At 62.4% G+C, this 13256-nt stretch carries 12 protein-coding genes; 8 read left to right on the top strand and 4 right to left on the bottom strand.

What is annotated here, in order from left to right:
* Nucleotides 1-8: 8 nt before the first annotated feature.
* Both AC0L2L_RS21415 and AC0L2L_RS21410 read right to left on the bottom strand, forming a co-directional pair.
* On the bottom strand, nt 9-785 hold the full coding sequence (locus AC0L2L_RS21415) for an esterase family protein (protein ID WP_473580932.1): 777 nt from the start codon (nt 783-785) through the stop codon (nt 9-11).
* A gap of 4 nt (nt 786-789) precedes the next feature.
* On the bottom strand, nt 790-1956 hold the full coding sequence (locus AC0L2L_RS21410) for an ATP-grasp domain-containing protein (RefSeq protein WP_473580930.1): 1167 nt from the start codon (nt 1954-1956) through the stop codon (nt 790-792).
* Nucleotides 1957-2423: 467 nt separating this feature from the next.
* Here AC0L2L_RS21410 and leuA point away from each other — a divergent pair, with 467 nt between their 5' ends.
* The 4 genes from leuA to AC0L2L_RS21390 all read left to right on the top strand — a co-directional run bounded on the left by leuA (nt 2424) and on the right by AC0L2L_RS21390 (nt 8244).
* The gene (leuA, locus tag AC0L2L_RS21405) at nt 2424-4154 is read left to right on the top strand and encodes a 2-isopropylmalate synthase (RefSeq protein WP_473580928.1); all 1731 of its coding nucleotides are present in this window, start codon (nt 2424-2426) and stop codon (nt 4152-4154) included.
* Between the two features lie 418 nt (nt 4155-4572).
* Nucleotides 4573-6357 carry a tetratricopeptide repeat protein gene (locus tag AC0L2L_RS21400; protein ID WP_473580926.1) on the top strand — a complete coding sequence of 595 codons (1785 nt, stop codon included), beginning with the start codon at nt 4573-4575 and terminating at the stop codon, nt 6355-6357.
* A gap of 311 nt (nt 6358-6668) precedes the next feature.
* Nucleotides 6669-7472, top strand: coding sequence for an alpha/beta fold hydrolase (locus AC0L2L_RS21395; protein ID WP_473580925.1), 804 nt, complete (start codon nt 6669-6671; stop codon nt 7470-7472).
* Between the two features lie 154 nt (nt 7473-7626).
* Nucleotides 7627-8244 (top strand): hypothetical protein, encoded by a 618-nt coding sequence (locus tag AC0L2L_RS21390; protein WP_473580923.1) that lies wholly within the window; start codon nt 7627-7629, stop codon nt 8242-8244.
* 255 nt (nt 8245-8499) lie between these two features.
* On the opposite strand, the gene AC0L2L_RS21385 is transcribed toward AC0L2L_RS21390, so the two are convergent.
* A complete protein-coding gene (locus tag AC0L2L_RS21385; RefSeq protein ID WP_473580921.1) occupies nt 8500-9441 on the bottom strand; it encodes a metallophosphoesterase family protein in 942 nt (313 codons plus the stop codon).
* 68 nt (nt 9442-9509) lie between these two features.
* Here AC0L2L_RS21385 and AC0L2L_RS21380 point away from each other — a divergent pair, with 68 nt between their 5' ends.
* Both AC0L2L_RS21380 and AC0L2L_RS21375 read left to right on the top strand, forming a co-directional pair.
* Nucleotides 9510-10013, top strand: coding sequence for an NUDIX domain-containing protein (locus AC0L2L_RS21380; RefSeq protein ID WP_473580919.1), 504 nt, complete (start codon nt 9510-9512; stop codon nt 10011-10013).
* Nucleotides 10014-10080: 67 nt separating this feature from the next.
* Nucleotides 10081-10563, top strand: coding sequence for an ABZJ_00895 family protein (locus AC0L2L_RS21375; protein ID WP_473580917.1), 483 nt, complete (start codon nt 10081-10083; stop codon nt 10561-10563).
* 6 nt (nt 10564-10569) lie between these two features.
* On the opposite strand, the gene AC0L2L_RS21370 is transcribed toward AC0L2L_RS21375, so the two are convergent.
* A complete protein-coding gene (locus AC0L2L_RS21370) occupies nt 10570-11556 on the bottom strand; it encodes a glutathione S-transferase family protein (protein WP_473580915.1) in 987 nt (328 codons plus the stop codon).
* A 300-nt stretch (nt 11557-11856) separates the two neighbouring features.
* Here AC0L2L_RS21370 and AC0L2L_RS21365 point away from each other — a divergent pair, with 300 nt between their 5' ends.
* Both AC0L2L_RS21365 and AC0L2L_RS21360 read left to right on the top strand, forming a co-directional pair.
* Nucleotides 11857-12462 (top strand): GNAT family N-acetyltransferase, encoded by a 606-nt coding sequence (locus AC0L2L_RS21365; protein ID WP_473580913.1) that lies wholly within the window; start codon nt 11857-11859, stop codon nt 12460-12462.
* A gap of 27 nt (nt 12463-12489) precedes the next feature.
* Nucleotides 12490-13251 (top strand): 3-hydroxyacyl-CoA dehydrogenase, encoded by a 762-nt coding sequence (locus tag AC0L2L_RS21360; RefSeq protein WP_473580911.1) that lies wholly within the window; start codon nt 12490-12492, stop codon nt 13249-13251.
* Nucleotides 13252-13256: the final 5 nt, after the last annotated feature.

Raw genomic sequence — 13256 nt, 5'->3', positions numbered from 1 at the left:
GGCATAGCCTAGTCGAGCCTGTGCATCAGGTCGTCATCCAGCCAGCGGCCGAAGAAATAGACCAGTTGCTTGTGCCACCACGGCCAGTCATGGCTGACGTCGCCGCCCCAATAGTCGACCCAGGCGGGAATGGATTTGTCGCGCAGCACCTGTTCCAGTTCGCGCGTCTCGACCAGCATGCGCTCTTCCCAGGCGCCCTGCCCGCAGCAGAAGATCAGCCGCAGCGCCCTGAGCCGGCCGAGCAGCTTCTGGTCGACGATGCCGGGCAGATAGTCGAGCGGCGAGTTGAAATAGATGTTGCCCTCCAGCGTCCGGCCGAAAAAATCGCGGGCCGAATAGACGCCGGACAGCGAGATCACGCCGCTCGCCAGTTCCGGAAAGCGGAACACGAAATTCGACGAGTGGTAGCCGCCCATCGAGCAGCCGCAAAACAGCGGCTTCAGGCTGCGTCCGCCATTGGCCTTGGCGGCGATCGCCTGCAGCTCCGGCAGCGCCTCCTCGCGCACATAGCGGAAATAGGCCTCGTGGCGGGCGATGCGATGCGCCGCATCGGCATGCTTGTCGAAGAAGGATTCCGAATCGATGCCGTCGAGCGTGAACAATTGGATGCGGCCGGTGTCGATGAACTCGCCAAGTGCTGCGACCCCGCCCGAATCCTCGAACTGGTAGAACCGCCCCTGCGAGGTCGGGAACACCACCACCGGGCGCCCGGCATGGCCGTAGCGCTTGTATTCCATATCGCGGCCGAGATTGCGGGCATGGCCCTTGTGATAGGAGACGTCCATCGGTTCAGGCCTTTTCCGCGTGGATATAGTCGACCGCCTGGCGCAGCGCCTTCCGATCTTTCGAACGCATCTGATAGGCGTAATTGCCCATGGCGCGGCTGAAAACGTCTTCGATGGCCTGATGATGGACGATCTTGTCGCCATGAGCGGCTAGCACGTCCGCATGGCTGTGCAAATAGTCGATATGGCGCTTGCGGCTGGCATAGGCGGTGAAATACTTGCCCTTGTAGGGGCCGCCGGCGGCATCCTTGACCACCATGTCGGCCCATGCGGCATAGACGTCGATGTCGAACGTGTAGTTGATGGCGTCCGTCATCCACGCGCCCGGCGGGCGCATGTTGACCTCGAGCGCGATGACGCGATTGTCCTTGGTTTCGAACAGCTCGATGTGGAAGAAGCGCTCGCGCACATCGAACGCTTTCAGGATTTTCCGGCCCGCCTCCTCCACCGCAGGCGTGATCTCGGGAAAGCAGGTGTAGCTCATGTGGCGGTCGCGGTTGACAGCGTCCATGATGCTCTGATCGTAACGGTGGCTGGCGGCCAGCACCACCTCGCCGTCCCGATTGACCAGTCCGTCGAAGGTCACCACCAGCCCCTCGATGAACTGCTCCATGACGAAAGTCACGCCCTCCGGCTTGTCCCTGAAGAACTGCTCGAGTTCCCTGGCGTTCGATATCTTGAAGGTGTTGGAGGCGCCGGAACCCGAATCCGGCTTGACCACCACCGGGTAGCCGACCCGGCGGATGAAGGTCATGGCGCCCGCGCGGTCGGAGCATTTGCGTTGCGGAATGGTTTCGACGCCGCTCTTGCGGAAGAAGGCGCGCATGCGGCTTTTCCGCTTCAGGTTCTTCACGAAGTCGAGCTTGGTGCCGAAGATGTTGAAATCGGTGCGGATGTTGGCTTCAAGCTCCAGCCAATGCTCGTTGAGCGACTCGAAGCGATCAATACGGCCCCATCTGTGGATGAAGTGTCCCATCGCGCGGAAGACGCCATCGTAGTCCTCCATGTCGGCGATGCGGTAATATTCCGAAAGCGCCGCCTTCAGCTTGCTGTTCAAGGTCTCGTAAGGCGCGTCGCCGATGCCGAGCACGGTGGCGCCGGCCTTCTTCAGCCGGTCGCAGAAATCGGTGCCATTGGCTGGAAAATGCGGCGAGAAGAACACGAAATTCATGGACGGCCCCTCCCCGGAGCTTCGCGCGGTAGCCAAGCCTTCGTAGTCAAGTCTTCGTGGTCAAGTCTGGCGCATTTGCGAGGCGCGGGGAAGACTATCCGCATCGGCGATCTATTGGACACAATGCGTTCGTCCATGCGTTCCGCCCATGCGTCCCGCTTGCCTCCGCCGGGCCGCTCCTGTAAGAGAACCGCCATGACCACGCGCGTCCGCTCCGTCGCTTCTCCTCGCACCGGCTTTGCCGGCGAGACCGCGCGCGCGCTCGCCTCGACCCTGCTTCTTCTCGGCCTTATCGGCGATCGCCGGGTTCGCTGAAGGAGCGCCCGGCGGTCGAAACCGCCGCCTAAGGCGCATGCTCCTTGGCCAGACTTTGGCAAAGTCACATCAAGCGAACGAATTTTTGGTAAAGGCGACGCTCGCCACCGATCCGCCTGAAGCGGACATGCGGGCCGCCGGGAGAAATGACGATGAACGCACGAGAAGAAATCCGCACCGGCGAGGCTGAAAGCCGGAAGCGCGCGGCCGGCCACATGCCGGATGCGGCACGTAAATATCAATCCTACCCGACCGTCGGCCTGACCGACCGTACCTGGCCGAACAAAATTATCGACAAGGCGCCGATCTGGTGCTCGGTCGACCTGCGCGACGGCAACCAGGCGCTGATCGATCCGATGGGCCATGAGCGCAAGGCGCGCATGTTCGCGCTGCTCATCGACATGGGCTTCAAGGAAATCGAGATCGGCTTCCCCTCGGCCTCGCAGACGGACTTCGACTTTGCCCGCTGGTGCATCGAGGAAGGCGGCGTGCCGCAGGATGTGTCGCTCCAGGTGCTGGTGCAGTGCCGGCCCGAGCTGATCACCCGGACCTTCGAGGCGCTCAAGGGCGCGCACCGCCCGATCGTGCATTTCTACAATTCGACCAGCGAATTGCAGCGCCGCGTCGTCTTCGAAAAGGACGTCGCCGGCATCAAGCGCATCGCCACCGACGCCGCCAAGATGATCACCGACATGGCCGCCAGGGCCGGCGGCGGCTACCGCTTCGAATATTCGCCCGAAAGCTTCACCGGCACCGAGCTCGACGTCGCGCTGGAGATCTGCAACGCCGTCACCGAGATCGTCAAGCCGACGCCCGACAACAAGCTGATCATCAACCTGCCCTCGACGGTCGAGATGTCGACGCCAAACATCTATGCCGACCGCATCGAATGGATGTGCCGCAACCTCGACAACCGTGAGAACCTGATCGTCTCGCTGCATCCGCATAACGACCGCGGCACCGGCATCGCCACCACCGAGCTCGGCCTGATGGCTGGCGCCGACCGCGTCGAAGGCACGCTGTTCGGCAATGGCGAGCGCACCGGCAATGTCGACATCGTCACGCTGGCGCTCAACATGTTCACCCAAGGCGTCGATCCGGAGCTCGACTGCTCGGACATCAACCGGATGAAGGATGTCTACGAATATTCGAACCAGCTGAAGATCCCGGAGCGACATCCCTACGTCGGCGAACTGGTTTACACCGCCTTCTCCGGCTCGCATCAGGATGCCATCAACAAAGGCATGAAGGCGCTGAAGAAGGCCAACACGCCGATCTGGGAAGTGCCTTATCTGCCGATCGATCCGGCGGATGTCGGCCGCACCTACGAGGCGATCATCCGCATCAACTCGCAGTCGGGCAAAGGCGGCATCGCCTATGTGCTGCATGCCGACTACGGCCTCAACCTGCCACGCAATCTGCAGATCGAGTTCAGCCAGGCGATCCAGGCCATCACCGATGCGGAAGGCAAGGAAGTGCCGGTCAAGCGCATCCATGAGCGCTTCCTCGAAACCTATGTCGACCAACCCGGCGCGCGGCTGAAATTCCTCGATCACCGCACCTATCCCGACACCGAGGTGAAGGGCCGCCGCATGGTCGAGGCGGACATCATCGACAATGGCAAGGAAGTGACGATCACCGGCTCCGGCACCGGCCCGATCGACGGCTTTGTCGACGCGCTCTCGCGTCATGTCGGTGTCGACATGTCGGTGCTCGACTATTCCGAGCATTCCCTGCAGCGCGGCTCCAATGCCTCGGCGATCTCCTATGTCGAGATGGAGTATCCGGGCGGCAAGCTGTTCGGCGCCGGCATCAACACCAACATCGTCGCCGCCTCGCTGGAGGCCGTTGTTTCGGCCGCCAACCGGATCATCGGCCGCTAGACAATTCCTGGAAAGCGTGAAGCGTCAGGCTTGGCGACTTCGCCGTAACCTCCGTCCGGAATTGCGATAAGACAAAGAGATAGAGCGGTTTGCCGTTTCCGTGAAACGGCAAGCCGCTCTAATGCATGTCGCCCAAAAGTGCGCAGCGGTTGGGAGAACGACATGCATCAAAACAAAGGCTCAAAAGCGCGTCGCCTGAATCCGTTTCGACGCGACGCGCTTTAGGCCGCCTGATCTGATCCAGCTATGGAGCGTGGCGCACGCGCTTCAAAGACGGACGCCAAAGCCTGCCATTCGTTAACCGGCGGGGGAATTTTCAGTGGGCTTACGCGATCGCATAATAGAAGCATCCTTGTGCGCCGGCGTGAGCACTATATGATCGCTCCCTAACCTGTGCCGACTTCGAAAGGTTCGACACTTGGAGCATGCCCCGCCTGCCGCCCCCGCAGTGCGCGAGACATTGGAGCGACTGCTTGCCAGCGAAACGTTCGGACGCTCCGAGCGTGCCCGCAGGCTTTTACGCTATCTGGTCGAACGCGAGCAGGCCGGCGAAGCGGACAGGCTGAAGGGCGTTTCCATCGCCATGGACGTCTTCGGCAAGGACGGCGATTTCGACGCCTCCACCGACGCCGTGGTCAGGGTCCAGGCCGGTCGCCTGCGCGAACTCCTGGAGCAGTATTTCGCCAATGAAGGTGTCGCCGAGCCGGTGCGCATCGCGATTCCGCGCGGCGGCTATGTCCCTTCCTACGAGCTGAACGCAATCCGGTTGCCTCGCGACGCCAGGTCCACTACCGGCAACATCGCGCAGCGCCCCGACGCATCGGCCGAAGCCGCTCCTGCCGCAACCGAATATTTCGATAGCCCCGCGCCGGGCGAGCCCGTGGCGCTCATGGCGCCGGCGGCGCCTGCCCAGTCGCTCACGCGGCAATTGCGATTCTTCTGGGCTGCCATGGTTCTTGTCATTGTCATGCTCGGCGTGCTCATCGTTCGTCAGAGCAATGCCTTCCTTGGCGGCGACGCGGCCGCGACGGTCGAAACGGCGGCTATAGGCGGCGCCGCCCAGCCGGTATTCGACTCCCTGCCGCTGATCTACATTGCCGTGAAAGCCGATGGAGCGGAGGCGGCTCGCGTCGCATCCTCGCTGCGCGCCGGCCTAGCCGGTTTCGACACCATCGATTTCATCGGGCGCGATGCGGATTCAACGCGCGACCGGTCCGCCGATCCGATCAGTTTCGTCTTCGATGTTGTTCCAGGGCCCGCCACCGGTGACGTCACGGTCGAATTGCAGAGCGTTGCGACGGGCCGGGTTCTGTTGTCGCGCAACCTTACCTCTACCGACACCGCGCCTTCGGCTGTCGAAAGCAGCATCGCCGGCCTGCTGACCTCGACCATTCCAGCGTCCGGCGCGATCTACAGCTATATCGATCAAAGCGGGGTCCGGACGAGCCAGATCGGATGCCTGGTGCTCAGCGATCGGTACTATCTCGACCAGAGCGCCAAGACGCACGAGGCCGCCTATCGTTGCCTGGAGAAGCTGGTCGGCGAGAACACCAAGTCGTCCCTGGTCTATTCCGAGCTCGCCTCCCTGCATCTGGAAGCGGCGACGAACCACTACACCTACCCGCCCGGCGCCAGCATCGAGCAGGCCATGGCATTCGGCCATCGCGCCATTCAGATGGGACCGATGAGCCCGCACGCGCACCGTGCTTACGGCTTTTTCAACAGCCGCCTGGGCAATACGGACGAAGCGACCCGATGGATGCGCAAGGCCTACGAACTCAACCCATACGACCTCGGCATGGCCGCAGCCTATGGCTACGGACTGATCTTCGCCGGCAAGTATGACGAGGGAACGCCGATCCTGGGCCGCGCGGTCGAAGCCTTCAGCGGCCACCCGACATGGTGGGATTATGGCCTGTTCGTCGGAGCCTTCATGCAAGGCGACTTGAAGAAGGCCGCTACCGCCAGCGAGTCGCTGCGTACGACGGCATCCAAGCCGCATTATCTGGCCGCGCGCCTGATCGGCGCCAGGATTTCGGGCCGTGACAAGCTGGCAAACGAGCTTGCCAACGAACTCACCGCCGAATTCCCGAAGTTCGCCGCCGACCCGCGCGCGACATTCGCCGACCGCAAATACCCAGCCGATCTCACCGATCGGCTGGTGCAATCCTTGCATGCTGCAGGGATCGGCAACCCGAGCTAATGCATGTCGCCCAGAAGTGCGCAGCGGTTTTGGGGAACGACATGCCATCAAAAATAAAGACTTAAAAGCGCGTCAGCGGAATTCGTTTCAACGCGACGCGCTTTATGCCCGCCTTCCGTCCGTGTTTGGGCCACTCGATCCCCGGAGCGCGGAAGTATGATACCGGAATTCTGAAAATATTATGATATGCTAATGTATTGTACCGTACGAATGGCCTCGGTCGCGAAAATTTTACTGGCCATCGGTCTCGATCGGGAGCAATTCAGCCACAATTTGAAATAGCTACCTGCCTTGCTCAGCGTTCCATTTTCATGCCTCCATTCCCCTATGCCGTCGAAGGCGGCGCTGGTTCCAGGACGATCGTCTTTCTGCACGGCTTCGCAGCTTGCAGTGAGATCTGGCGTGACGTTGTGGCGTCGCTTACCGCGGAGGCGAGAGTATTGGCCTATGATCTGCCGGGTCATGGTCATTCGCTGGAATGGGATGGCATGGGCGGCGCCAAGCCGGCCGCGCGAGCCATCCTCGACGATCTTGCCGCCCGCCAATTGGTCAAGGTCCATCTCGTCGGTCATTCCATGGGCGGCGCGATCGCGACATTGATGGCGCTTGCCGACCCCGGCAGGGTCGCCTCGCTCACGCTGTTGGCGCCCGGCGGCTTCGGCCAGGAAATCAACGCAGCCTTGCTGCGCCGTTACGCTGCCGCAGCTGGCAGGAAGCAGGTCCGCGCGTGCCTTGCAGCCATGTCTGGCCCGCGGAGCGTGCCGCCTGACCACGTCGTGGATGCCCTCAGCCGGATGCGCAAACGGCCGCGCCAGTTGCAGACGCTGATCGATATGGCCGCAGCGATGACCAGGGATGACAGGCAAGGGGTCATCCCCGGCGCACAACTGGATACGCTCGACATGCCGGTGATGGTTGTTTGGGGAGCGGAGGATCCGCTCCTGCCTGTCGAGCAGACCGAGACCCTGCCGTCGCACTTCCATCTGCACCATGTGCTTGATGCGGGTCACATGCTGGTCGAGGAAGCTCCGGACCTGGTTGCCGAGATCGTGCGCCGCAACATGCGACGGCGCGCCAGACGGTTGCGTCCGGTGCTGGGTGCCGCTGCGAGCTGATTGCAAAGCGATTTCCCTGCCGGCTCCGGACCAACCCGAAAAGATCCATGACGGGTCTCCGGCTGGATCGAAGCAGTCGTGTGGCTTGTCGTCGGCAGTGCATTTTGCCGGCGACTGTGTTAACTCGCTGTTAACCAACAGCGAGGCTGCCGCCATGAAGGATGCAGGCGACAAAATCACCCCGGCCGAGCCGTCGCGAAAGCTTTCGGACGCCATACGCGACGTCAAGAACGCCTTCGCCGACCGCGATGACGTGGTCGTCGACATGCGCGAGGCGCACCGCATGCGGCTCGATCTCTTGGCAGCCGAGCTTGCCCCGGTCTTTGCCGATGTTCCGGCCGAAATGGACAGCTTCGACTTCGCCGTCTCGTCGGGCCTGCAGCCGCGGCTATGGATCGATGCGGTGAGCCACGTCGCCATGGGACGCGACCGCCGCACCTACCGCTTTCTCAAGGATACCCGCGTCGGCCGCGTGGTGCTGGCCGAATCGACCGAGATGAAAACCGTCGCCGATGCGGTGACGCGCTATGTGGCGGAGCGTGTCGTCGAGCGGCAGCATATGATGGAGGGCGGCATGGAGAGCGCCGTTCCCGGCCTGCATCGTCCTGTGGTCCAGGAAGCGGAGCCGCCTATTCGATCCGAGACCCGTCGCAACGGCTGGACGACCTTCTTCGCCGGCCTCGGCCTCATCGCCGCCGGCGCCCTTGTCGGTCTGGCGATTTCGCTGGCGTTGTTCTGGGACCGCATCATGCAGATGAAGATCAGCTTCTGACCCGGGCAATTCCAGGAGAAGCGTGAAACGGTTGGGCTCGGCCCCTTCGCCGTAGCCCTGCGTCCGCAATCAAAACAAAGAGACGGGTCAGTCCGCCGTTCCCATTAAAGCGTGTCGCGTCTAAAGCGCGTCGCTCTGAAACGGATTCAAGCGACGCGCTTTAAGTCTTTGTTTTGATGCATGTCGTTGTCCCAGAACCGCTGCGCACTTCTGGGCGACATGCATTAAACGCTGCGCACTTTTGGGCGACATGCATTAAACTGCGAGCTGCCCTATCCGGCGCGCCGCGCCGGCCGGTACGTCGAGGTCCATGGTCTGAAGGTCCGAAGGCGGGATAGCCGGGCCGGTCAGGCCGCGGCGTATCAGGCGAAGACGCCAGCTACCCTTCTCGCCATCGATTTCGAACATGTTGTACTGCGCCGCCGGGTGCTTGCCGCCGGGCGCCTGGCCAGCGGCGGCAACCCCGACCACCGGCACCTTGGCGCCACGTGCGCCGATGGTGAACAAGGACGGCAGGTGCGAGTGGCCGTGCAGCACGAGTTCCGCGCCATGCCGACGAATGACCTTGTGGAAACGGGCAATGCCGAACAGCCGCTTGTGCTGCGGGACCGCGCCGCGCACCGGCGGGTGGTGGATCATGATGGCCCGAAACAGCTCTTGTTTCGACGTATCGTCGAGAATCTGGCCGAGCCGCTCGGCCTGCCCCTCCATGAAGAAGCCGTTTGCCATGAAGGGCGCGGTGGCGCGCGCCGTGGTGATGCCGATCAGCGCGACGTTGCCGCGCACGCGCAGATACGGAAAGGAATTGCGGTCGACCGGGCTGTTGACCCCGTCGCCCGTCATCCAGAGAGCCCACGCCCGGCAGACCTTGTCGAAGGCGCCCGGCACATAGGCGTCGTGGTTGCCGGGAACCACGGAAACGTCGTACGGCGATCCAAGCGTCTCCAGCCAGTGCTTCGCCATCTCGATCTCGCCGTCGAGCGCCAGGTTGACGAGGTCGCCGGTGACGGCGAGGTGGTCGGGCGCGCTGGCCTTGATGTCGGCGACGAGAGTGTCGATCACCGCGTCATGCATATAGCGGCGGCGGTTGCGCTGCCAGTTGACATAGCCCAGCACGCGCTTGGACGCGAGGTCGCGATAGGTTACATCGGGCAGCGGTCCCAGATGAGCATCGGAAATATGCGCGAGCCTGAACATCGTCCCTTCTTAAGCGACGCCGACGACGCTTTCCACTCACCGTTTGCTGTTCGCCTGGGGATCGTTGGATGAATGGCCGAGCCGATCCGGACGAGGTATTCCGCCAGACCGGCTGGCCGGGGCTGCGGGCGCGGCTGTTCCATTTCTATTTCCTGCTGCGCCGGCCGATGACGCTTGGCGTGCGCGGGCTGGTTTATGACCGTGCCTCCAATTCGGTTTTCCTGATCCGCCACACCTACGTTCCGGGCTGGCAACTGCCGGGCGGCGGCGTCGAAGCGGGCGAGACACTGGAAGAGGCGTTGGCGCGCGAGCTCGCCGAGGAAGGCAACATCGCCCTCACCGCTCCCCCGGCGTTCAAGTCGATGCATTTCAACCGCCGCTCCAGTCGGCGCGACCACGTCGGCTTGTATCTGATCGAGGCCTTCAGCCAGACCGCGCCGAAACTGCCGGATCATGAGATCGCCGAGGCGGGATTTTTCCCGCTTGAACGCCTGCCGGAAGATACGACGCCGGCGACGAGGCGACGGTTGGCTGAGATTTTTGAGAGTCGGCCTGCTTCGGCATATTGGTAGGCTTGCTTTCTCCTTCGTCGAAACCCTATGGTCTACTTCGGGTGATTTTGGAGCTTGGGGGAAAGACATGAGCAACGGCGATGAGCCTTACGTAAACGTCTGGCCTTATGTTGGATACTATACTCTAACGATGGTGGCGTTGACGATTGCGCTTGGCATATTGGTGGTCCTCATCCCAACGTTGTCAGAGGCACTCGGCAAAGCCGCAGGATTCGCAATAAGTTTCGGATCGGCCAACATTGCGCTCTATAACTTCATAAGAAGAAACGGCCGATTGTTCAATCGAAGGGAATATTGGACGACAGTTCTTCTCTCGACCCTGGCAGCCTTTTTGATTTCGGCGCCGCTGGGTTGGTTGGCCATCGTAGGGGAAGCGAAGCAGCGCGACCTGAGCAGCGTTCCCCTGGCCGTGTGGGTTGGAAGCGTTCTGTTAGCTTTCCTGCTGACGTTTGGCTTGAATGCCGCTTGGTACTCGAGCCGATTTGGGAAGACTCTGCTGAAAGCCGAACTTGCCAGACGAACCCGGACCGACACCGAGGCCTTCCGTTAGATCAGGTCACGCAGCCTTCCTGAACCTGCCCCGATCATGCGGCGTGGCATAGTCGAGTTCCGGCCCCAGCGGAACGATTCCCGTCGGATTGATCGATCTGTGGCTGCCGTAATAATGCGCCTTGATGTGATGCAGGTTGACGGTGCCCGAGACGCCGGGCACCTGGTAGAGGTCGCGCAGATAGTTCGACAGGTTCGCATAGTCGGCGATGCGGCGCAGATTGCATTTGAAGTGTCCGACATAGACCGGATCGAAACGAGCCAGCGTGGTGAACAGCCGCCAATCCGCCTCGGTGACGCGATCGCCCGCCAGATAGCGCTGTCTCGACAGCCGCTCCTCGATCTCGTCCAGCGCCGAAAACAACGCGCTGAACGCTTCCTCATAGGCTTTCTGCGTGGTTGCGAAGCCGGCGCGATAGACGCCGTTGTTGATCGCCGGATAGACCAGCGCATTGATCTTGTCGATCTCCGCGCGCAGCGCCGCCGGATAGAAGTCGAGGCCCGCATCGCCCCACTCGTCGAAGGCGGAATTGAGCATCCGGATGATCTCGGAGGACTCGTTGTTGACGATCGTCTTTTCCTGCTTGTCCCACAGCACCGGCACCGTCACGCGGCCTGAATAGGCCGGATCGGCCTTGGCATAGATCTGGTGCAGGAAATCGAGGCCGTAGAGCGTGTCCCCGGTGGCGCCGTCCTCGGCTTTGAAGGTCCAGCCGTTTTCGCCCATGAAGTGATGCACCACCGACACGGAGATGATGCGGTCGAGCTTCTTCAGGGCGCGGAAGATCAGTGTGCGGTGTGCCCATGGGCAAGCGAGTGAGACATAGAGATGATAGCGGCCGGGTTCCGCCTTGAAACCGCGTGTGCGGCCTTCTGCCGGCTTACCGTCGCGCGTGATCCAGTCGCGCCATTGCGACTCCGTCCGCACGAACCGTCCGCCGCTGTCGGTATTGGGCGAGCGATCCTGCCATTTGCCTTCGACAAGCAATCCCATACGAAAATCTCCCTGGTGGCTTGCGTTATGTAGGCTAACGGCCGGACTGGCGAAGCCCCTCAGGCGCTGAACAGTTCGTCAAATGACGAACCAGTTCGTCAAACGACATGAAGCGACATGAAGAAAGGCGAAAGCGCCGATTGCAGCGGCGCAAAATTGGTGCTAGCGGAGGCGCCCATGTTCGACTTTGCCTCGATCCGGTTTGACCGACGACGACAGGGCGCCCGCGCTTAGCAAGCGCTGACTGGCGAACGCTGCCGCTTTGCAGCAACCTTCCTCGCATACCGGAACGCAAAGACCATGAGCCTTGCCGACGTGAAATACCTGCCGGAAACCCCGGCGCATGATGCTGAAATCGAAGCCATCAACGACGAGGCCTTCGGCCCCGGTCGTTTCGTGCTTGCCGCCTATAAGATCCGCGAATCGGGAGGGCATGACCCCTCGATGTCGTTTGTCGCCGTCAAGGACGACGCGGTGATCGCTTCCGTGCGCATGACGCGTGTGGCGGCGGGCGCCGGACGCGCCATGATGCTCGGCCCGCTTGCGGTGCGCCCTTCCTTCAAGAATCTCGGCATCGGCCGCAAGCTGGTCGCGATTGCGCTGGAAGCGGCGAGGAAGGCCGGCGCGCCTGCCGTTATTCTGGTCGGTGACGAGCCATATTACGGACCGCTCGGCTTCAAGCGCTTTCCGCGCGGGCAGATAACCCTGCCGCGCCCGGTCGATCTCGACCGGCTGCTGCACCATGAAATCAAGCCAGGCACCGTCGCCCGCTTCGCCGGCGATGTCTGTCACGCCGACACGACAAGGATTGCAGAATTTGCCCCGGCTTTGGCGCGGCCGGCCGCCAATGCGCAGCCATCGATGGACCCTGGTATTGCGATTGCGCCTCCTTTGCAGGCTTCGTAGCATAACCCGAAATCCTGGGAGGCTTGCATGAACCCGAACGGCCAGATCGCGATCGTCACCGGCGGCGGATCGGGCCTTGGCGAGGCGACGGCGCGCGCGCTTGCGGCCAAGGGTGCCCGTGTCGCCATCCTCGACGTCAGCATCGAGCGCGCGGCAAAAGTCACGCCCGACATCGGCGGCATTGCCGTGCAATGCGACGTCGGCAGCGGCGACAGCGCCACGGCCGCGATCGCCGAAGTGGCTGAAAAGCTTGGTGAACCGCGCATTCTGGTCAATTGCGCCGGCATCGCCATCGGCGTGAAGACGATCGGTAAGGACGGACCGCATCCGCTCGACCAGTACCGCAGGGTGATCGAGATCAACCTGATCGGCACGTTCAACATGATCCGCCTCGTCGCCGACCGGGCTGCCAGGCTCGATCCGTTGAGCGGCGGCGAGCGCGGCGTCATCGTCAACACCGCTTCGGTTGCCGCCTATGACGGCCAGATCGGCCAGGCCGCCTATGCGGCTTCCAAGGGCGGCGTTGTCGCCATGACGCTGCCGGTGGCGCGCGACCTCGCCCGCTCCGGCATTCGCGTCTGCACCATCGCGCCCGGCATCTTCAAGACGCCGATGATGGCCGGCATGCCGCAGGAGGTTCAGGATTCGCTCGGTGCTTCCGTGCCCTTCCCGCCCCGGCTCGGCGAGCCGTCGGAATATGCGGCCCTTGCCCTCCACATCGTCGAGAACCAGATGCTCAACGGCGAGACCATTCGGCTCGACGGCGCCATCCGCATGGCGCCGAAATAAGCGGG

The sequence above is a fragment of the Mesorhizobium sp. WSM4832 genome (assembly GCF_055811115.1).
Note: the sequence above shows the minus strand (reverse complement) of the source record. Positions and strands in the feature narration are given on the sequence as shown.